This window comes from Neorhizobium huautlense (assembly GCF_030811685.1).
Classification (GTDB): domain Bacteria; phylum Pseudomonadota; class Alphaproteobacteria; order Rhizobiales; family Rhizobiaceae; genus Neorhizobium; species Neorhizobium huautlense_A.
This window is the reverse complement of record NZ_JAUSRF010000004.1, coordinates 221,083-240,961: the sequence shown is the minus strand read 5'-3', so window position 1 is coordinate 240,961 and position 19,879 is coordinate 221,083. Positions and strand designations below refer to the sequence as shown.

General features: G+C 59.8%; 22 protein-coding genes. 12 read left to right on the top strand and 10 right to left on the bottom strand.

What is annotated here, in order from left to right; translation table 11 throughout:
* Positions 1 to 169 precede the first annotated feature (169 nt).
* From J2T09_RS07800 to J2T09_RS07790, 3 genes are read left to right on the top strand one after another with little or no spacing between them, the layout of a single operon-like run.
* The gene (locus J2T09_RS07800; protein ID WP_306832943.1) at positions 170 to 1,039 is read left to right on the top strand and encodes an outer membrane protein assembly factor BamD; all 870 of its coding nucleotides are present in this window, start codon (positions 170 to 172) and stop codon (positions 1,037 to 1,039) included.
* 33 nt (positions 1,040 to 1,072) lie between these two features.
* Complete coding sequence (recN, locus tag J2T09_RS07795) at positions 1,073 to 2,746, top strand: DNA repair protein RecN (protein WP_306832940.1); 1,674 nt, start codon at positions 1,073 to 1,075, stop codon at positions 2,744 to 2,746.
* A gap of 42 nt (positions 2,747 to 2,788) precedes the next feature.
* Positions 2,789 to 3,235 (top strand): DUF4279 domain-containing protein, encoded by a 447-nt coding sequence (locus tag J2T09_RS07790; RefSeq protein WP_306832938.1) that lies wholly within the window; start codon positions 2,789 to 2,791, stop codon positions 3,233 to 3,235.
* A 1-nt stretch (position 3,236) separates the two neighbouring features.
* Here J2T09_RS07790 and J2T09_RS07785 read toward each other — a convergent pair whose 3' ends face one another.
* Positions 3,237 to 3,806, bottom strand: coding sequence for a cytochrome b (locus J2T09_RS07785; RefSeq protein ID WP_306832935.1), 570 nt, complete (start codon positions 3,804 to 3,806; stop codon positions 3,237 to 3,239).
* Positions 3,807 to 4,010: 204 nt separating this feature from the next.
* Here J2T09_RS07785 and ligA point away from each other — a divergent pair, with 204 nt between their 5' ends.
* Positions 4,011 to 6,176, top strand: a complete 2,166-nt coding sequence (ligA, locus tag J2T09_RS07780; RefSeq protein ID WP_306832934.1) for an NAD-dependent DNA ligase LigA — start codon at positions 4,011 to 4,013, stop codon at positions 6,174 to 6,176.
* 3 nt (positions 6,177 to 6,179) lie between these two features.
* On the opposite strand, the gene J2T09_RS07775 is transcribed toward ligA, so the two are convergent.
* The 3 genes from J2T09_RS07775 to J2T09_RS07765 all read right to left on the bottom strand — a co-directional run bounded on the left by J2T09_RS07775 (position 6,180) and on the right by J2T09_RS07765 (position 7,632).
* Positions 6,180 to 6,722 (bottom strand): GNAT family N-acetyltransferase, encoded by a 543-nt coding sequence (locus tag J2T09_RS07775; RefSeq protein ID WP_306832932.1) that lies wholly within the window; start codon positions 6,720 to 6,722, stop codon positions 6,180 to 6,182.
* A 209-nt stretch (positions 6,723 to 6,931) separates the two neighbouring features.
* A complete protein-coding gene (locus J2T09_RS07770) occupies positions 6,932 to 7,378 on the bottom strand; it encodes a type II toxin-antitoxin system VapC family toxin (RefSeq protein ID WP_306832930.1) in 447 nt (148 codons plus the stop codon).
* Complete coding sequence (locus J2T09_RS07765; protein WP_306832928.1) at positions 7,375 to 7,632, bottom strand: type II toxin-antitoxin system Phd/YefM family antitoxin; 258 nt, start codon at positions 7,630 to 7,632, stop codon at positions 7,375 to 7,377. Before J2T09_RS07765 ends, J2T09_RS07770 begins: the two co-directional genes overlap by 4 nt.
* 144 nt (positions 7,633 to 7,776) lie before the next feature.
* On the opposite strand from J2T09_RS07765, the gene J2T09_RS07760 reads away from it, so the two are divergent.
* Together J2T09_RS07760 and J2T09_RS07755 are read left to right on the top strand one after the other, a co-directional pair.
* Positions 7,777 to 8,367, top strand: coding sequence for a 3'-5' exonuclease (locus J2T09_RS07760; RefSeq protein WP_306832926.1), 591 nt, complete (start codon positions 7,777 to 7,779; stop codon positions 8,365 to 8,367).
* 75 nt (positions 8,368 to 8,442) lie between these two features.
* Positions 8,443 to 8,937 carry a CreA family protein gene (locus J2T09_RS07755; RefSeq protein ID WP_306832924.1) on the top strand — a complete coding sequence of 165 codons (495 nt, stop codon included), beginning with the start codon at positions 8,443 to 8,445 and terminating at the stop codon, positions 8,935 to 8,937.
* Between the two features lie 62 nt (positions 8,938 to 8,999).
* Here the strand turns inward: J2T09_RS07755 and J2T09_RS07750 are convergent, their stop codons facing one another.
* A complete protein-coding gene (locus J2T09_RS07750; protein WP_306832922.1) occupies positions 9,000 to 9,329 on the bottom strand; it encodes a hypothetical protein in 330 nt (109 codons plus the stop codon).
* Positions 9,330 to 9,592: 263 nt separating this feature from the next.
* The gene (locus tag J2T09_RS07745) at positions 9,593 to 10,060 is read right to left on the bottom strand and encodes a chemotaxis protein CheW (RefSeq protein WP_132272195.1); all 468 of its coding nucleotides are present in this window, start codon (positions 10,058 to 10,060) and stop codon (positions 9,593 to 9,595) included.
* On the opposite strand from J2T09_RS07745, the gene J2T09_RS07740 reads away from it, so the two are divergent.
* From J2T09_RS07740 to J2T09_RS07730, 3 genes are all read left to right on the top strand, one after another.
* Positions 10,059 to 10,340, top strand: coding sequence for a hypothetical protein (locus J2T09_RS07740; RefSeq protein WP_306832918.1), 282 nt, complete (start codon positions 10,059 to 10,061; stop codon positions 10,338 to 10,340). The two genes, J2T09_RS07745 and J2T09_RS07740, sit on opposite strands and share 2 nt — an antisense overlap.
* A gap of 122 nt (positions 10,341 to 10,462) precedes the next feature.
* Positions 10,463 to 11,062 (top strand): SCO family protein, encoded by a 600-nt coding sequence (locus J2T09_RS07735; RefSeq protein WP_306832916.1) that lies wholly within the window; start codon positions 10,463 to 10,465, stop codon positions 11,060 to 11,062.
* 351 nt (positions 11,063 to 11,413) lie between these two features.
* A complete protein-coding gene (locus J2T09_RS07730) occupies positions 11,414 to 12,295 on the top strand; it encodes a 50S ribosomal protein L11 methyltransferase (RefSeq protein ID WP_306832914.1) in 882 nt (293 codons plus the stop codon).
* Between the two features lie 140 nt (positions 12,296 to 12,435).
* On the opposite strand, the gene J2T09_RS07725 is transcribed toward J2T09_RS07730, so the two are convergent.
* Complete coding sequence (locus J2T09_RS07725) at positions 12,436 to 12,600, bottom strand: hypothetical protein (protein ID WP_306832911.1); 165 nt, start codon at positions 12,598 to 12,600, stop codon at positions 12,436 to 12,438.
* A 247-nt stretch (positions 12,601 to 12,847) separates the two neighbouring features.
* Between J2T09_RS07725 and J2T09_RS07720 the strand changes: the two genes are divergently transcribed.
* Entirely contained in the window at positions 12,848 to 14,683 is a 1,836-nt protein-coding gene (locus J2T09_RS07720) for an aminopeptidase P family protein (protein WP_306832909.1), read from the top strand.
* Here the strand turns inward: J2T09_RS07720 and J2T09_RS07715 are convergent, their stop codons facing one another.
* The 3 genes from J2T09_RS07715 to pncA all read right to left on the bottom strand — a co-directional run bounded on the left by J2T09_RS07715 (position 14,684) and on the right by pncA (position 16,546).
* Positions 14,684 to 15,007 carry an AzlD family protein gene (locus J2T09_RS07715; RefSeq protein ID WP_306832907.1) on the bottom strand — a complete coding sequence of 108 codons (324 nt, stop codon included), beginning with the start codon at positions 15,005 to 15,007 and terminating at the stop codon, positions 14,684 to 14,686.
* A 13-nt stretch (positions 15,008 to 15,020) separates the two neighbouring features.
* Entirely contained in the window at positions 15,021 to 15,749 is a 729-nt protein-coding gene (locus J2T09_RS07710; protein ID WP_306832905.1) for an AzlC family ABC transporter permease, read from the bottom strand.
* 170 nt (positions 15,750 to 15,919) lie between these two features.
* Positions 15,920 to 16,546 carry a bifunctional nicotinamidase/pyrazinamidase gene (gene pncA, locus J2T09_RS07705; protein ID WP_306832903.1) on the bottom strand — a complete coding sequence of 209 codons (627 nt, stop codon included), beginning with the start codon at positions 16,544 to 16,546 and terminating at the stop codon, positions 15,920 to 15,922.
* A gap of 294 nt (positions 16,547 to 16,840) precedes the next feature.
* Between pncA and J2T09_RS07700 the strand changes: the two genes are divergently transcribed.
* Together J2T09_RS07700 and J2T09_RS07695 are read left to right on the top strand one after the other, a co-directional pair.
* Positions 16,841 to 18,064, top strand: a complete 1,224-nt coding sequence (locus J2T09_RS07700) for a YeeE/YedE family protein (RefSeq protein WP_306832900.1) — start codon at positions 16,841 to 16,843, stop codon at positions 18,062 to 18,064.
* A 282-nt stretch (positions 18,065 to 18,346) separates the two neighbouring features.
* Entirely contained in the window at positions 18,347 to 19,792 is a 1,446-nt protein-coding gene (locus J2T09_RS07695) for a tlde1 domain-containing protein (protein WP_306832898.1), read from the top strand.
* Positions 19,793 to 19,879 lie beyond the last annotated feature (87 nt).

The window sequence follows — 19,879 nt, the reverse complement described above, 5'->3', positions numbered from 1 at the left end:
GTGGACACGGCCTTTTCTTTTTTGTTGTTTTTACCGTAATTTAAGTAAGTCCGCCGCCACAAAATTGCACGAATGGGCCATCATTGCGTTGCCCTCATGCTGCTTTTATGGCTAGAACGCCTGTCAGGGCGGTGGCTCTTTTTATCGCGTGGCAATCGGGAACTATTGCATGGCTAATGTCAGGTCTTCTGTAATCGGGAAAACGGCGCGCGTGGCGGTCGTCTCCCTCGTGCTGGCCGGCGTCGGCATGACGACGACCGCGTGCGGCACTGACCCGGATATCGACATTACCAAGCTCGGACTTGCCACCGATCCGCCGGAGCAGCTTTACAATCAGGGCCTGGCCAATATGAAGGCCGGCAATACAGGCGAGGCGATCCGCAAGTTCGATGCGATCGACAAGCAGAACCCGTTCACCGAATGGGGCCGCAAGGCGCTTGTCATGCTGACATTTGCCAATACCCGCCAGAACCGTAACGACGAGGCGATCGCCGCCGGTAACCGTTACCTCAAGCAATATCCGCGTTCTGCCGACAGCGCCTATGTCCAGTATCTGGTCGGCCTGTCCTATTCCAAGCAGATCAGCGACGTCACGCAGGATCAGCGCGCGGCATCGCGTACGATCGAGGCGATGAACAAGGTCGTCAAGGACTATCCCGATTCGGAATATGTCGACGACGCGCAGGCCAAGATCCGTTTTGCCCGCGACCAGCTCGCCGGCAAGGAAATGCAGATCGGCCGTTATTATCTCGAGCGCAAGGAATACCTTGCCGCTATCCAGCGTTTCCGTCTGGTGGTCGAGCAATACGGCAATACCAACCAGATCGAAGAAGCGCTCGCGCGTTTGGTCGAATCCTATTACGCCATGGGCATTGCCGAGGAAGCACAGACCGCTGCCGCCGTTCTCGGTCGCAACTATCCGGACAGCCAGTGGTATGCCGACAGCTACAAGCTCCTGAAGGGCGGCGGACTTGAGCCGCGCGAAAACCGTGGTTCGTGGATTTCCCGCGCAGCCATCAAGCTTGTCGCCGGCGAGTGATTTCAAGGCAGGGCAGGGCCGGATCGAGGTAACATGCTGATCCAGTTGTCGATCCGCGATATCGTCTTGATCGAACGGCTGGACCTCGATTTCGAGGCCGGCCTTTCTGTGCTGACCGGTGAGACGGGTGCCGGCAAATCGATTCTTCTCGACAGTCTTTCGCTGGCGCTCGGTGGCCGTGGCGACGGTGGCCTCGTGCGCCATGGCAGTGACAAGGGGCAGGTCACGGCCGTCTTCGATGTCGGCATGGATCATCCTGCCCGTCTTCTCCTGCGCGAAAACGGCCTCGATGACGATGGCGACCTGATCTTTCGCCGCGTGCAGTCCGCTGACGGCCGCACCAAGGCTTCCGTCAACGATCAGCCTGTGAGCGTGCAGTTGATGCGCCAGCTTGGCCAGCTGCTGGTGGAAATCCACGGGCAGCACGATGACCGTGCGCTTGTCGATACCAATGCTCACCGCACGCTACTGGATGCCTTTGCGGGCCTTGGCGACGAGGCCATGCAGGTCTCCGGTCTCTACCGCACATGGAAAGACGCCGAGCGCGGCCTGAAGAGCCACCGCGCCCGCGTCGAGGCTGCTGCGCGTGAGGCTGATTATCTGCGTTCATCGGTCGAGGAGTTACAAATCCTGTCGCCGCGCGATGGTGAGGAAGACGAACTCGCCGATCACCGCGCCCGTATGCAGAAATCCGAACGCATCGCCGGCGACATTTCGGAGGCGTCCGAGTTCCTGAACGGCCATGCATCGCCCGTTCCGCTGATCGCTTCCATGGTTCGGCGTCTGGAACGCAAGAGCCATGAAGCGCCGGGACTTCTCGAAGAAACCGTCGAGCTGCTGGATCAGGCGCTCAACCACCTTTCCAATGCCCAGATGGAAGTCGAGGCGGCGCTGCGCCGCACCGAGTTCGATCCGCGTGAACTGGAGCGTGTCGAAGAGCGTCTGTTTGCACTGCGGGCTGCGGGCCGCAAATATTCCGTGCCGGTGACAGAACTGCCGGCGCTCGCCGAAAAGATGGTTGCCGATCTCGCCGACCTCGATGCCGGCGAGGAAAAGCTCGCTCAGTTGGAAAAGATCTCCGAGGCTGCGAAGGTCGAATTTGATCACGCCGCTGCGGCACTCTCGCAAAAGCGACAGAAGGGTGCATCGGCGCTGTCCGAAGCCGTGATGGCCGAACTGCCGGCACTGAAGCTGGAACGCGCACGCTTCATGGTTGAAGTCACTGCCAATGCCGAATCGGCGAGCGCAGACGGCATTGATCAGGTCGAATTCCACGTCCAGACCAATCCGGGCACACGTCCGGGACCGATCATGAAGGTTGCCTCGGGTGGCGAGCTTTCGCGTTTCCTGCTGGCGCTGAAAGTGGCGCTTGCCGATCGCGGGTCGGCCCCGACGCTGGTCTTCGATGAAATCGACAGCGGCGTCGGTGGAGCGGTCGCGGATGCGATCGGACAGCGTCTGAAGCGTCTGTCGGCCAATGTGCAGGTTCTGTCGGTCACGCATGCGCCGCAGGTCGCCGCACGCGCTGCCACGCATATGCTGATCTCCAAGGGGCCGGCTGGCGACGGATCGGAAAAGATTGCCACCCGTGTTGCCAGAATGACGCCGGAACATCGCGCCGAAGAGATTGCCCGCATGCTTTCGGGTGCATCCGTGACCGCGGAGGCGAGGGCGGCGGCTGCGGCGCTGCTGGCCGCTGAGGGTTGAGATCATCGATGATCGCGTCACGCCAGCAAGATTGAGGGTGTCATGGCCACAGTTCTTCAAACTATCGCTTGCCTGCGTTTCTTTGGCGACGATCTCGATCCGGACCAGATTTCGAAAGCGCTGGGTGCGGCGCCTACGAGCGCCTATCGCAAGGGCGATGTGACGCTATCCGAAGCGGGCAACAAGGCCGTCGCTGAAACGGGCACATGGCAGCTGGAAGCGGATGAAGAGTTTTCGGGCGAACTCGCGGAGCAGATTGCTTCGCTTTTTGCTGCGCTGACCAACGACCTCACGGTCTGGAAAGACCTGTCCGCCCGCTTTGAAGGGGACGTGTTCGCGGGGTTTTTCATGGTCGAAGCCAATGAGGGGTTTAGCCTCGATCCCACTCTTCTGGGCGCTATCGCAGCGCGTGGCCTCGTCCTCGAGTTCGATCTCTTCAGCGCCGAAGACGACGACGCCTATTACGAAGAAGCCGCCGTCACTTCCTGATCTATTCCGCCGGTGCCATCTGGCGTGCCGGCCCGGCCATGCGCGACAGCACTTCGTCCTTCCAGATGAAACGGTGGATCAGCACCATGGCGATATGGCCGCCGATCATGGCCAGCATGACCCATGCGAGCGTGCCATGCAGCAGCCGGGCAGGCGCAATCATCCAGGCGATATTTTCGCCGCCGCGTGCGACGATCTGCAGGCCGTAAAGCGTAAGCCCCCATTCCGAACCGAAGGCGCGCAGCAATGCCAGTGCGGGCACTGCCAGCATCAGCAGATACAGCACGACATGGCCGGCGCGGGCAGCGAGGCCCAGCGGGCCGCGTTCATGCGCCGGCCGATCCTTCAGGTTATAAAAACCCCATAGTGCTCTGAGCGCCGCCATGATCATGATTGTGGCACCGAGCGAGCCGTGCGTGCTGTTCAAAAAGTCCGTCACGCCCGAGCGGCCGAACAACCGCCCCAGCACGAGGCCGGAAAACTGCCAACAGATGAGAAAGGCCATCGACCAGTGAAGCAGCCGCGTCACGAGGCCATATCGTAATCCCGTATCCCGCCAGCGATTGGCCATGTGTCTTCCCCGAAAATGCTGTGTGCGAACATGAGTATTTGAGTGGGGTATTACGACGGTGCGACGCAGCACGTCCAGTCGGCCGGGAGCACAAGCCGTGCCGTTTTTCAAAACATGTTCGTGATTTTGGTGCGACGTCGGGGCGGCTTCTTCCAATCTGCGGCAATTGCACTAGAAAAAGCCTCAAGACATGGAGATTCCCGAATGGCCGCCGATCAGACCGCAATCGATACCCTGACCGAACAGACCGCCGCCGCCGAGCTGGAACGGCTGGCAAGGGAACTCGCCCATCACGACGAACTTTATCACGGCAATGATGCACCGGAGATTTCGGATGCCGATTACGACGCGCTGAAGCGCCGCAATCAGGAGATCGAAGAAAAGTTTCCGCAGCTGATCCGGGCCGACAGTCCGTCGATCAAGGTCGGTGCGGCACCGCTTGCCACCTTTGCGCCGATCACCCATTCGCGGCCGATGCTCTCGCTCGACAACACGTTTTCCGACGAGGACGTGCGCGATTTCGTCAATTCCGTCTATCGTTTCCTCGGCCAGCTGCCGGACAATTCCATCGCCTTCACGGCCGAGCCGAAGATCGACGGGTTGTCGATGTCGATCCGCTACGAAAACGGCATTCTGGTCAATGCCGCGACACGCGGTGACGGTACGACCGGTGAAAACGTCACGGCCAATATCAAGACCATCAGGGAAATTCCGCAACGCCTGCCCAAGAGCGTGCCGGCCGTCGTGGAAGTGCGCGGCGAGGTCTATATGGCCAAGAGCGATTTTCTGGCGCTGAACGCCGAGATGGAAAAGCAGGGCAAGCAGCTTTACGTCAACCCGCGCAACACAGCGGCCGGATCGCTGCGCCAGCTCGATGCCAAGGTGACGGAAAGCCGCAAGCTGAAATTTTTCGCCTACGCCTGGGGTGAAATTTCGGAGCCGAACGAATTGCCGAAGACGCAGTATGAGATGGTGCAGACGTTCAAAGACTGGGGTTTTCCGGTCAATCCGCTGATGAAGCGGCTGACCTCGCTCGAAGAGATTCTGGCGCATTATAACGAGATCGGCCTCGCTCGCCCGGATCTCGACTATGATATCGATGGTGTCGTCTACAAAGTCGACCGGCTCGACCTGCAGGCCCGCCTCGGTTTCCGCTCGCGCTCACCGCGCTGGGCGACAGCGCATAAATTCCCGGCCGAACAGGCGTTCACGACGGTCGAAAACATCGACATCCAGGTCGGTCGTACCGGCGCCTTGACGCCGGTGGCCCGTCTCACGCCGATCACCGTCGGCGGCGTGGTCGTCACCAACGCGACGCTCCACAATGCCGACTATATCGAAGGCATCGGCAATTCCGGCGAGCATATCCGCGAGGAAGGACACGATATCCGCATCGGTGACACCGTCATCGTGCAGCGGGCAGGGGATGTCATTCCGCAGGTGCTGGACGTGGTGATGGAAAAGCGCCCGGCGGATGCGAAAAAATATGAATTCCCGGCCAAATGCCCGGTCTGCGGCAGCCATGCTGTGCGCGAGAAGAACGAAAAGACCGGCAAGCTCGATTCGGTCACGCGCTGCACCGGCGGTTTCGTTTGCCGTGCGCAGGCGACGGAACACTTGAAACATTTCGTCTCCCGCAATGCCTATGACATCGAAGGTTTTGGCACCAAGCAGGTAGATTTCTTCTTCGAGGCGGAAGATCCATCGCTACAGATTCGCACCGCGCCCGATATCTTTACGCTGAAAAAGCGTCAGGAAGCCTCGCCGTTCATGAAGCTCGAAAATATTGACGGTTTCGGCAAGGTCAGCGTCAAAAAGCTGTTCGATGCCATAGACGAGCGCCGCTCGATCGCGCTCAACCGCTTCATCTATGCACTCGGCATCCGCCATGTCGGCGAGACCACGGCAAAGCTTCTGGCCCGCCATTACGGCAGCTACGTTGCCTTGGAAAAGGCGATGAAGGATGCCGCCGATCTCTCCGGTGACGCCTGGAACGATCTCAACAATATCGAAGGCATCGGCGAGATCGTCGCCCGCGCTATCGTCGAGTTCTTCAAGGAACCGCGCAATCTCGACGTCGTCACACGCCTGCTGGAGGAAGTGACGCCGCAGGACGCAGAGCAGGTCGCGGTTTCGGACAGCCCTGTCGCCGGCAAGACGGTGGTGTTCACCGGCTCGCTCGAGCGCTTCACCCGTGACGAGGCGAAAGCGCGCGCGGAAGGGCTTGGCGCCAAGGTGGCCGGATCCGTCTCGAAAAAGACCGATTACGTGGTTGCAGGCCCCGGCGCCGGTTCCAAGCTCGACAAGGCAAGGGAACTCGGCGTCGAGGTGATGACGGAAGACGAATGGCTGGCCTTCATCGGCGGCTGACGATCAGATCTTCAGCCGCGCCATCGTATAGGCATCGACATAACGGCCATCTCGGAATGCGAATTCCTTGAGGCAACCTTCCGTGACGAAGCCCTGCTTTTCGTAGAGGCTTATGGCAGCGTCGTTGTCGGTGAAGACTGTCAGTTCAACGCGGCGAAGATTGAGCCAGTTGTCGGCGATGTCGAGGGCTGCCGTCATCAGTGCCGAGCCGACACCGCGCCCGGCAAAGGCGTCATGCACGCCCATGCCGATCGTTGCGGTATGGCGACGTCGCGGATTGCCGGCGAGTGTGAGCCCGATATCGCCGATCACCTGACCGCCCAGATCGGCGACAAGGCGCCTGCCATCACCCGGCGAACTCTCCAGATAGGTGCGGATGTCCGCCGAGGAATGAAACGGGGTGCGCAGCGTCCCGTAACGGTAGCCGGGAAGGTTATGCAGAGCGGTGATCGCCTCCGCATCCTGTGGGCTGGCCGCGCGGATCACGACGCCATCCAGCCTCTCGGGGCGAGGTGACTTTTCTTTCTGTTCTTCCTGCAAATTCATCTCTGCTCTCCTGGGTTTTGCCGAGGCAGAGCGGATCTCCCATCCCTGCCATGATGCGGCAGGGTGGTGACGGATGGCAACTTAACGCGCCAGACCCGCCACGCGCCCTGCAGGGCGAATGGTCACATGGGTATGGGTAAGGGTGGCGCGATTGGTCATGGGAGTTATAACGCCAGAGACATCCGGCAAGGTCAACAGGAAAGCTGGCCTCAGGCGGCGACGTCGGTCGGCGAGACCACGTCAATTCCGAACATGTGGAAATGTCTGAGGTTTTTCGTGACCAGTTTCAAGTCATGCAATTTGGCTGTCGCGGCAATCATCGCATCTGCCATGCCTGGCTCGAACCCAGCCGAAATCGCCACGGCTTCCAGTTCTCCAGCCAAGCTCGCTGTCGTTTCATCGAAACAGACAAGTCTGTCGCTGAAATCTGATTTCACGATGTCAAGCCAAGTGACAAGCCGCTCGGCCTTCGCCGTTGCGCCCCTGTGCCTGAGCAGCGCGATGCCTCTTGAGATCTCGTGAATGGTGACGACGGACAGGAAAAGCGTATCGAGCTTCACCTGTTCACGCAGCCATCGCCCAAACGCTTCATTCGTTTCGTGGTGGATTGGCGAGGAGGCCGAAATGACGTTGGTATCGAGCAGGAAGCCGCTCAAAGCTCGACATCCCGTGCCGGTGAGCAATTGCGTTTGAAAACATCCTCGTCGATATCGGGAAAGGCAAGGATGTGATCGGCGAAACTCCCGTCTCCCTTGCGGTAGGCTCTTTTGGCTGCTTCCGCGGCATCGACGCTCACCAGAACGGCTGCCGGTTTGCCGTGGCGGGTAATGGTGACGAACTCGCCAGCGCTCGCCTTGTCAACCAAGGCCGAAAAGCCGGCTTTTGCATCTTTCAGGGTAATCGTCGCCAAGGCACTCTCCTGAAGTGGTCACATGTGACCATTTTAGTGCGAAATGGCTGATCAGGCAAGTTTGCCTGCATTCGCGCATGCACCTTCCCCGAATCACCTCATCCATCCTAAAAGCGGTGACACGTCACTGTCCGGAATACCGCTTTGAAAACCATCGCCATCGATTTCGAAACCGCCAACGAACAACGCGGCAGCGCCTGTTCGGTCGGTTTGGCGTGGATCGAGAACGGCAAGGTCGTGCGCGTGGAGGAGCGGTTGATCCGTCCGAAGGACATGCGGTTTTCCTCGTTCAACATCGCCATTCACGGCATTCGCCCGGAACAGGTGGAGGATGCCGGCGAGTTTCCCGAGGTGATGGACGAGTTCGCCGACGATTTTGCCGGCGCCACCATGATCGCCCACAACGCATCATTCGATTTTTCAGTCTGGCGCGCCTGTCTCGATCAATATCGGCAAAGCTATCCGCAACTCTCCTATCTGTGCAGCGTGAAAATGGCGCAAAAGGTCTGGCCGCATCTCGGTTCGCACAAGCTGAACATTCTTGCCCAGCATCTTGGCCTGTCCTTCCTGCACCACAATGCTGCGGAAGATGCCGCCATTTGCGCCGAAGCTTCGCTGGCGATTGCCAAGGCGCTCAGGGTGGCCGAAATCCGCGATATCGCACCCGCCATCGGCATGCGAACCGGGCGGCTTTATGTCGGCGGTTATGATGCCTGCACTTTGCGCAAGCAGTAGGTCGTCACGCGATCTTGCAAGTGCTGCGCCGCACCTTATCTCTCGTCACACATGATTGACCGGAGATTTTTTGCCATGCGCCGCCGTCTTGTTTCATTTGCCTGTGCCTCCGCCGTTCTTGCCGGCGTCTTGTCCGTGCCTGCCGTCGCTGAAGTGGTCGGCGAGGTCGGGGTGGACTGGATCGGCAACGACATCATTGTCGAGGCGGTAGCCGATCCGGCGGTCAAGGGCGTCACCTGCCATGTGACCTATTTCGATCGCAGCATGATCGACCGCTTGAAGAACGGCAACTGGTTCGAGGACCCATCCAACAGCGCGATTTCGTGCAACCAGACGGGCCCGATCGAGATCGGCGATATTGAGCTCGACAAGGGTGGCGAGGAAGTTTTTCGGCAGGGTCGCTCGCTGATCTTCAAGGATCTGCTGGTCAAGCGCATCTATGACAAGGCCAATGACACGCTGATCTATCTGGCGCATTCCCGCCGGGTGGTGGAAGGGTCGGCGAAGATGGCGGTGTCCGCCGTGCCGCTATACGGTCAGCAGGTGACATGGACCAAGGGAAAACCCTGACGGAAAATCGGGCATGAAAAAGCCGGGCATGGAGACCCGGCTTTTTCGAGGATATGGCGTGCTTAGCGCACGTAGACGATCTTGCCGCCATTGGCGGCCGTCTGGATATGCACGACATTGGCCAACTGAACATTCTTCATGGCGAGCGCATCGACCAGGGCCGGGTCGGATTCCAGCTGCGCCCGCGCATCCTCGATCAGCTCAGGACCGGGATTGGTGAGCGTGATCGGCAAGCGGCTGCCGCTGCCGGCGCTCGGGTCGTTGGTGACGTTGACAACGCTTACGTCTACCGGGGACGTGGCCGGCATGTCGGAATTGTAGGTCTGGGCCGATACGGCGCCTGCAAAAGCCGAAGCGGAAATCAGTGCTGCGAGTGCAATAACCTTTTTCATGACAATTCTCCTTTTTGTGTCTGTCGGTCACGCTACAAGGCGGTTCCTGAAAACGGACCGTTTTGTAGCGCCGTGCTGAATTCACGTGGAGTTAACCGTCGAGATTCTAGAAGGTTTCAAGAAAAATCATTATTTTGCAATGACTTGATGTTCCATCACATATGCGTGCCTCACGGCTCTGTGAGGCGTTGATGGAGTTCAAAATGCAAAACACCCGCCGTGTCGCCACAGCGGGTGCGTCAAAACGATACTGACGAGATCGATCAGGCGGCTTCGCGTGTCAATTCGTCGGCAATCACGGTATCGAGGTTGAGGAAGCAGACCATGGTCTTTTCCAGCGCCACGATGCCGCGGCAGAAGGCGCGCTGGCCTTCCGGAATGATTTCCGGTGCCGGCTGCAGGTCTTCGCTCTTGATTGTCATCATGTCGGAAACCTGCTCGACAAGCAGGCCGACCAGCTTTCCGGCGATGTCGGTGACGATGATGGCAGCGCGCTCGGAAGGCTCCGTCATCTTCATGCCGAGACGGCAGGCCATGTCGATGACCGGAATAACCGCGCCGCGCAGGTTGATGAGACCCAGAACATAAGGCGGGGTATGCGGCATCGGCGTCACCGGGGCCCAGCCGCGAATTTCGCGGATGGCCATGATGTCGATGCAGAATTCCTGGTCGCCCAGATGGAAGGAGACGATTTCGAGATATGCTCCCGACTGCTTGATGGCATTGCTCATGGCGATCATCCTGATTTCGTTGGGCACACGCTCTCAAACGCGGGTTAAACTTCCCCTAATCTCTGTGGCGGAGCTGCCTTTTTCTGCTGTTTTAGAGACTAAAAAGCCTGTTATACTGGCGTCCATGCATCAGAACGCCTCATCCTTGCGCCTTCCACTCATGCTCGCCGGCTTTCTGCTGGCATCGGGCCTGCTGATTCTGTGCGTGGCGGGCTGGCTGCACTACGGTTCGGAAATTTTCATCACCATGGCGGAGACCGGCATGGCCTGGTGCCTGTAGGCCAGATCGCCTGCGGCGAAACGCCCACGTTCTGACAAAAACAGCCAGTTGATTTGCGCCTTCCAATCGCTTTGTCTATCAGCAAGATATCATTCGTTGCAGAAGCGTGCGGACCCGTTGCCATGAAGACTTTTCGGATCGTTCTTTGGATCGCCGTCGTGGCGCTGGCCGGTGTGCTGGGCTGGCTGACATTCGAGGTGACCGGCAAAACACGACAGGTGGCCGATGCGCCGTTCGGCGTGCCGTTCGAACTGGTGGCGCAGGATGGCAAGCCGATCACCGAAAAGGCGTTTCAGGACAAGCCGACGGCGCTGTTCTTCGGCTTTACCCATTGCCCGGAAGTCTGCCCCACGACACTTTTCGAGCTGAATGGCTGGCTGGAAAAGGTCGATCCTGACGGCACGCGCCTCAATGCCTATTTCGTTTCCGTCGATCCCGAGCGCGATACGCCGGAATTGCTGCAGCAATACATTTCCAATGTCAGCAAGCGCATCAAGGGCATTTCCGGCGATCCGCAAAAGGTTGCCGACATGGTCAAGGGCTACAAGGTGTTTGCCCGCAAAGTGCCGGTCGATGAAAAGGATCCGAACGGCGAATATACGATGGACCATACGGCTTCGGTTTTCCTGCTCGACAATGGCGGGCGTTTTTCCAAAACTATCGCTTATGGCGAGGATCCCGACAGTGCGGTCAAGAAGCTTCAGAGCCTGATTGGCGGTTAGAGCACGTCGCAGCTAATCTGCGCCATTCTGCCGGAGCAGGTTTTCGTCAGGGCAAAGGCGATCGGCGAAGGGCATACCCGAAGGTACGTTCGAGCCGATCGCCTCTGATCCTGGCGGAAAGATGCCCGGCCCCTTCGGGGTTGGCTGATACGGGCCGCCTATTCGCTCGGCCGGCTTGGCCGTATGCTTTGGCTACGACGCGCGCCGGCCGAGCGAATATCCGACTCCGTCTAAGCCAACAGAATGGTGCAGATTGGCTGCGACGTGCTCTAAGCTTTTCTCGCGCGGGCTTGAAGCGGTACGGCCTTGTGTGGCATTGCACACGCCTACAGCAAATCTAAGGACCCGGCCGTGAGCGAAATCCGCCTCTATGTCTCCACCACTGAAAAGAAGGCGGAGCACATCCTCGACATTCTCTCCTTCTGTTTCGGCGAAGAGGATTTTGCCGTCGGCACGACGGAGATCGACGAAAAGAAGGATATCTGGGAAGCCTCGGTCTACATGATGGCCGAGGATGAGGCCGATGTGCATGCACGCATTGCCGAAGCGCTTTCCGAAGAATTCCCGGATGCCGTCATCGAGCGCGAAATCATCCCGGATATCGACTGGATCGCTAAATCGCTGGAAGGTCTCAAGCCCGTCAGGGCAGGGCGTTTTCTCGTGCATGGCAGCCATGATCGCGACAAGGTGCGCTCGGGCGACATCGCCATCGAGATCGATGCCGGTCAGGCTTTTGGCACCGGCCACCACGGCACCACCGCCGGCTGCCTCGAAACCATCGAGCGTGTACTGAATGCCGAAAACCCGCGCAATGCGCTCGATCTCGGCACCGGTTCAGGCGTGCTGGCGATTGCGGTTCGCAAATTGCGGCCGATGATCCCGGTTCTGGCCACCGATATCGATCCGGTTGCCGTTCGCGTGGCGCGTGAAAATGTTCGTCGCAACGGTATCGCCAATGGCATCGCGCTCGAAACCGCACCGGGTTTCCATTCGCCGGCCTTCGATCGTTACGGGCCGTTCGATCTGATCATCGCCAATATTCTGGCCCGTCCGCTGATCAAGATGGCGCCGCAGTTGGTGACGCATCTGTCGCCGGGCGGTTCGGTCATTCTGTCGGGCATTCTTGCTGAACAGCGCTGGAAAGTGATTTCCGCCTATTCCGGCGCGGGGCTTGGTCATGTACGCACCATCTGGCGTAATGGCTGGGTGACGATCCACCTGACCAAAAGCTGATCCGATCCCATAGGCACACAGTGCCTGAAAAGATGACGGAAATGAAAAAGGCGGCCTGAAAAGCCGCCTTTTGCTGGTTTCTCACCAGCGTTCCGCGAGCCTGGGAGGAGGGCTCAAGCGGCGATCATTGTATTGCGTGATTAGAACTTCGAGCGCTCGCGCAGCAGTTCTTCACGGCTCGTGCCGAAAGTCTTCAGCGTGCGATCATCGAATTTCATCAGCGTTTCGTTGACGAAGACGTCAGCCTGATGCTTGCGGGCTGCAGCTGCCCGGTTGAAGGCGTTGCGGAAAAAGGAAATGGCCATCGATCTCATCCTGTGGGGCGAATGTTTCGCCGCTCTGTTTGAAAAGGAATATAAGACGATACTCAATGCCCAGTAAGAAGGCTCTTTTCATTCGTGTTATGCATCTGGTGCATGTCTCTGCGTTTTCCTCGATTTCGAGATTTTTTCGATCTCCTGATGATGGAGGGATATAGCTGGCGGTGACCTGCCGAATTCGATTAAGTGTCGCCCATCCGTTTTTTCAAATCAGATCACCTGGAATATTGCCATGTTTCAATCCTTCGACAGCACGTCCACGCCGCAGTTCGGTCGCGATCGCGTCAACGCCATCCGCGCCCGTTTCGATGAACTTGGTATCGATGGTTTTCTCGTGCCGCGCGCCGATGAATATCAGGGCGAATATGTGCCGAAATCCGCCGAGCGCTTGTCCTGGCTGACCGGTTTTACCGGTTCCGCCGGTATTGCACTGGTGACCCGCTCGACGGCTGTCGTGTTCGTCGATGGCCGTTACGTTACGCAACTGGCCGAACAGGTTGATGGCACGGTCTTCACCGGCGGCGATCTCGTCAACGAACCACCGCATCTCTGGCTTCCCGCGCATGCGCCAAAAGGTTTTCGCCTCGGGGTCGATCCGTGGCTGCATGGCGGCGCGGAGGTGAAGAAACTTGCCAAGGCGGTTTCCGAAATCGGCGGCACAATCGTGCTCTTGAATGAAAACCCGCTGGATACGGCATGGTCGGATCGCCCGGTCGAGCCGATGGGCGCCGTCGCGGTTCAGCAGGAAGCCCATGCCGGCAAGCCGGCGGCGGAGAAAATTGCCGAAATCGCGGCCAGCCTGAAGGCGAAGGGCCTTGCCGCGGCCCTGATTGCCGATCCGTCTTCTGTCGCCTGGATTTTCAATATCCGTGGCGCCGACGTGCCGCACACGCCGCATCCGCTGTCGCGTGCGCTGATTTCCGCCGATGGCAAGACGGAACTGTTCATCGATGACCGCAAGCTCGGCACGGAAGCGCGCGCCCATCTGCAGCCGCTGGCCGCCATTCATGCGCCTGCGTCCCTGAGCGAACGCATCGGTGCTTATGCCAAGGATGGTGGCCGCGTTCTCGTCGATCCCGAGCTGACGGCGCTGGCGTTGATCATCGCCATCGAGGTTGCCGGCGGCACCGTGGTGGACGGCACCGATCCGGCCCGCCTGCCGCGTGCGATCAAGAACGAGGTCGAACTGAAGGGCTCGGCCGATGCGCATTTGCAGGATGGCGTCGCCATGGTCGAGTTCCTGTATTGGCTCGATCAGTCGAAACCCGGCTCGCTTACCGAAATTCAGGCGGTGAAGGCGCTGGAAGCAGCGCGTGCCCGTGTCGGTCAGTCGATGCAGAACCCGCTGCGCGATGTCTCCTTCGACAGCATTGCCGGTGCCGGAGAGCATGCGGCCATCATGCATTACCGCGTCACCAGCGAAAGCGACCGCGCGATCAAGGCCGGTGAACTGTTCCTGATCGATTCAGGCGCGCAGTATATCAACGGCACGACGGACATCACCCGCACGGTGGCGATCGGCGAAGTGCCGGAGGATCGCAAGCGTTTCTTCACGCTGGTGCTGAAGGGCATGATCGCCATCAGCACGGCGCGGTTCCCGAAAGGCACGCGCGGCTGCGATCTCGATCCTCTGGCCCGTATCGCCTTGTGGAAGGCCGGCGGCGATTTCGCCCATGGCACGGGACATGGCGTCGGTTCGTACCTGTCGGTGCATGAGGGCCCGCAGCGCATCTCGCGACTTGCCACGCAGGAGCTGCTGCCCGGCATGATCCTGTCCAACGAGCCGGGTTATTACCGCCCCGGCCATTACGGCATCCGTATCGAGAACCTGATCTTTGTGCGCGACGCGGAAGAGGTGGCCGGTGGCGACATGGCGATGCGCTCCTTCGAAACGCTGACATGGTGCCCGATCGACCTGCGTCTGGTCGTCGCCTCGCTGTTGACGGCGGAGGAGCTTGAATGGCTGAACGCCTACCACGCCACCGTGCGTGAAAAGCTGTCGCCTCTGATCACCGATCCGGCCATCAAGGCATGGCTGGATACCGCAACGGCACCGGTCGGCGCCTGATCAGGGGCCGATGCCGAAACCGTAACGGGCGGCCATAACGGCCGCCCAGCCGACGGCGAGAATGGTGAGGCCTGGAAAACGCAAGCCCACGACCAGCGCCACCACCATGGCGATCTTGATATCCCATCCACCATAGATGAAGGGCGGCGCCACCAGTGTCGTCAGGACGGCGGCCGGCACGGCATTGAGCGCCGATTCCACCCGAGGCGGAATGCGCTTCATGCTGCTCATCAGCACATAACCGCCGATGCGGGTGAAATAGGTGGCAATCGCTGCCACCACGATCAGCAGCGCGGTATTGGCATCGATGGAAAGGGCGCTCATCTGGTTTTCCATGTCACATGGCCTCCTTTTCCATCTCTGAAACGTCAGGTTCCTCATGCGCCTTTGGCGGCGGCAAGATCGTCGCGACAAGAATGCCGAGAACAGCACCGACGCTGATATGCCAGGGCGAACCGATGAAGTGGAAAGCGATGACCGAGCCGATGCCACCGGCCAGCATGACGGGGAAAAAGTTGTGGCGGCTGCGGAAGCCCATGGTCAGGCCGAGGAAATAGACCGGCAGCAACACGTCGATGCCATAGGCTTTCGGATCGCCGATCATGCGGCCGAAATAGGCGCCGACAATGGTGGTGAGCACCCATGAGACCCAGACGACCGCGCCCATCGCAAAATACCAGCGAAACGTCGCCGTCTTGCCGGCCTCTTCGCGTTTCACCGTTTCGGCAAATTGCGGGTCGACCAGCAGGAAAAAGGCGAGCCAGCGTTCGACATGCGGATAACGGCCGATGACGGTCGCCAAGGCTGCCGAATACAGAACATGGCGGAAGTTGACGGCGAGAATGGAGAGCACGATGATCCATGCCGCGACGTGATGGCCGAACAGCTCGATGCCCACCAGCTGGCTGGCGCCGCCGTAGACGAGCCCGCTCATCAATGCGGCTTCGGTGATGCTGAAACCGTTATCGACGGCGATGGCGCCGAACAGCACGCCGAAAGGTGCGGATGAAAGCGCCACCACGGCCCCTTTTTTGAGGCCGTTCGTCAATTGCTCATGTCTGTTCATGGATCATTCCCCGCGCCACGTGTCGGGCGTGTTTCTTGAAGGATAGCGTGTAGAAGCAGGTGCGCGCGCTGGCAATCGAATTGCGCTTATTCAAACGATCGATTTCAGTGATCTGTGGTCCGGTCGGGCAGGGCGGTTCCCCTTGCGTCATGCCGCCGGGGGAGGCTTGCTCAGTCTGCCAGAATCTCGTCGCTGGTGACGATGCCGACGCCGCGTGCCTTCATTTCCGAAATCGCATCCTTGACGCCCTGCGGATCGATGCCACGGCTGGCATCGGAAACGAACCGTACCTTGATATCCGGCAGCATGTCGCGCGCGTCGAGTGCGGAAAATTTCACGCAATAATCCGTCGCCAGTCCGCACACATCCAGTTCGTTGACCAATTGCGCCTTCAGGTAACCGGCAAGGCCGGTCAGTGCCGCATGGTCGTTGTCACGGAAAGCCGAATAGCTGTCGACACCTGCATTCTCGCCCTTCTGCTGGATGTAATCGACCTCATCCATCTCCAGATCGGGATGAAACTCCGCATCGGAAGTGCCCTGCACGCAGTGATCCGGCCAGAGAACCTGAGGCTGACCGGAAAGCTCGCCCATGTCGAAGGCTTTCGCGCCCAGATGCTGCGAGGCAAAGCTGCCATGATCGGCCGGATGCCAGTCCTGCGAGGCGACGATGACATCATAACCGCCTTCGCGGATCAGACGATTGGCCACCGGCACGACCGCATCCCCGTCCGGAACCGCCAGATTGCCGCCGGGGCAAAAACCGTTCTGGATATCGATCAGCAGCAGCGCCTTCATGGCATATCTCCCCATGCGAATCGGCCAGCTTGGATAAATGCTTGTGGTGTTCGAAGCGGCCTTCGGGCGAAGTCTAGCACAATCGGTATCAAGGGAAACCATATCGGATCAGCCGCTGGATTTGATCATTGGCAAGCCTATCCATTCTCTGCCGGGCGGCTGGAGTGAAATTTCTCTATCGTGAAAATGTGGAAGCGCGGCAGATGAATCTGCTCTTTGGCGTGTCAGGCGAAAAGCGTACCTCGCACGCACCTGCGGGCGCCCTTATAACCGGGGCAACTTCAGGAGTTTTAAATGTCCCTATCCGTTTCTTCCGCCGAACAGCGCACCGGCCTGCCGCCGCTGGGTGCGCCTGGCATCGGCGCTCTCCTCGTTCTCGTCGCCGGGACGCTGGCACTCGGGGCGTTTTACAGCCCGACCCAGGGCGCGCTTTTCCTCGTCGGCGGTGCGCTCGGTATTTCGCTTTATCACGCCGCCTTCGGTTTCACTTCCGCCTGGCGTGTCTTCATCGCCGAGGGCAGGGGGCGCGGCCTGCGCGTGCAGATGATCCTGCTGGCGCTTGCCGTCATCCTGTTTTTCCCGTTTCTCGCCAGCGGCACGCTGTTCGGCAATGAAGTGCGCGGCAACATTTCCCCGGCCGGCATCGGCGTCATCGCCGGCGCCTTCATGTTCGGCATCGGCATGCAGCTCGGCGGCGGCTGCGCGTCCGGCACACTGTTCACCGCCGGCGGCGGCAATGCCCGTATGCTGGTCACTCTGTTCTTCTTTATTGTCGGTTCGCTGATCGGCACCATGCATACCGGCTGGTGGGCATCGCTGCCGTCGCTGCCGCCGACGGCCCTGTTCCAGACCTTTGGTGCTGCGGGCGGTATCGCTTTGTCGCTTGCCATTTTTGGTGCCATTGCCGCAATCACGGTGATCGTCGAAAAGAAGCGCAATGGTGCACTGGAACAGGCGCCACCGTCGCCGCGTCATGGTTTTGCCCGTTATCTGCGTGGTCCCTGGCCGCTCGTGTTCGGTGCGATTGCACTCGTCATCCTTAATTTTGCGACGCTGGCGCTGGCCGGTCGTCCGTGGGGTGTCACCTCGGCCTTCGCGCTTTGGGGCGCCAAGGGTGCGCAACTGATCGGTGTCGACGTCGCTTCCTGGCCGCACTGGCAGCAGCCCGGCAATGCCAAGGCGCTGGCTGAGAGCGTGTTTGCCGATATCACCTCGGTCATGGATTTCGGCATTATCGCCGGCGCCATGCTGGCGGCTGCTCTGGCCGGAAAATTCGCGCCGAGCCTGGATATTCCGCTGCGCTCGATTTTTGCTGCCGTCGTCGGTGGTCTGCTGCTCGGTTACGGTGCGCGCATCGCATATGGCTGCAATATCGGCGCCTATTTTTCGGGCATTGCGTCCGGCAGCCTTCACGGTTACCTTTGGGCCGTGGCAGCCTTTGCGGGTAATGTCATCGGCGTACGTCTGCGCCCATGGTTCTTCATGGAGCGTATGAGCGTTCGGCGGATGGACGGTTGATGAGCCTGGGGAGCGGCTCGTTAATCATAATCTGCCGCTCCATCGCCGCATTTTGGCTAAATTTCCGTCTGGAATGGTGTGTATTAGCGGCGCCAAATACTGGTCGGGGATCGAAATCAGGGGCGGCATAAACATTTTGGTTACCATAATTCGGCATTCTCTTCGTCAACCGGTGATCGACGGTGCGGGGCATATAAGCCTTGCATCTGGTCCATCGCCTGATTTCGGTGGCGCGGCGTTCGGTAGCGCCCCCGGTTTGCGTAGAATGTTCGGGTAACCAGTATGGCGCTGACGATAGACAATTTCGAAAATCCTCATGAGCGCAATGCCGGCAAGGGAGCGCGCGCCAGGGCCAAAGCCGCCGGACGCAAGTCCAGGGCTGCTTTTTTGGGTACCGTCATTCTCGGCGCAACGCTGCTCGGTGGCGTCTGGTTCGGGGCGGCCGTCCTGTCCGTCGGCAAGATGGCCGGGGCGACCAGCATGACGCCGCAGCCGAAATTCCAGACCGTCCTGTCGATGCGTGTTGCACCGCCGGTTCCTGTCGAACAGAACCATCTGCTGACGGCGGAAGCCGATCCGCAGCACCTGATCAATGTTTCGAAGTTTTCCCGTATTCCGACCTCGGTTGATCCGAAGGCAGGCCGCCTCGAAGGTGCGGAAGCGTCTGTAATGGCGGCTCTGCGTCCCGCCGATGATGCCGTGCGCAGCGGTCTCGATCTTGCCTTGGGCAAGGCGGCCGCAAAGGCAAAGGCCGTCGAAGAGGAACGTCAGTTCGCCGCCCTGATGGCTGCCCGTCCGAATGCGGATGCGATCCGCAACGCGCTGATGCCGGCGATGGAAAATGTCGTGGCCGTCGCGCCGCGCGGCGAAATGCCGGATATTCTGCAGGATGTTGCACCGGCCACTGCGGTTGCCCAGTTGAAGGAAATCGAACCGGTCGAGGTCGACGGTTCCGTTGACATTGCTTCGGCTGAAGATGGCGCGCCGGCGCAGCAGACAGAAGTCGCTCTTGCAGACGTCTTGCCGAAGAATGGCCCAATGCCGTTCGGTCGCCCGCAAGCCGAAAAGGTTGTGGCGTCCGCCAAACCTGCCAAGCCGCAGGCCGAAGAAGACACGCCGCGCAGCGGTCTCGATGCCATCGCTCGCGTTTCGCCGCAAAAGCCGGCTCGAGGCGAAAAGCCGGATACGGCGCTCGCCTTCGCCAAGCCCGACAATCCGATGCGCCAGACGGCACCATCCGCGCCATCGCGTTCGGCCCCCAACTGGCCGGGTATCGGCACCAAGGTGGCGATCTACGATATCACCAATGCCACCGTGCACATGCCTGACGGCACCAAGCTGGAAGCCCATTCCGGCATCGGCAAGATGCGCGACAACCCGAAATACACCCATGTGAAGATGAAGGGCCCGACGCCGGCAGGCACCTACAAGCTGTCCATGCGTGAATCGCTCTTCCATGGCGTTGCGGCGATCCGCCTGACCTCGACCGATGGTAAACACCCGCTCAACCGCACCGGCCTTCTGGCGCACAGCTACCTGCTGCGTGTGCGTGGCGATAGCCACGGTTGCGTTGCCTTTGCCCAATACGACAAGTTTCTGGCGGCCTTCCGTCGTGGTGAAGTTACCCACATGGTCATCGTAGACGAATGGGACGGCAAGCGCCCCGGACGCGGCTCGTCCTCCGGCAAAACGCTGGTGGACCTGTTCAAACGCGGCAACGACGCCTGAACCCTGGTTTACATGATCCGTTGAAGACGACGCCGCCTCGCAAGGGCGGCGTTTTTGCGCGTTGCGGCAATCCGCCGGTTGGCAAAG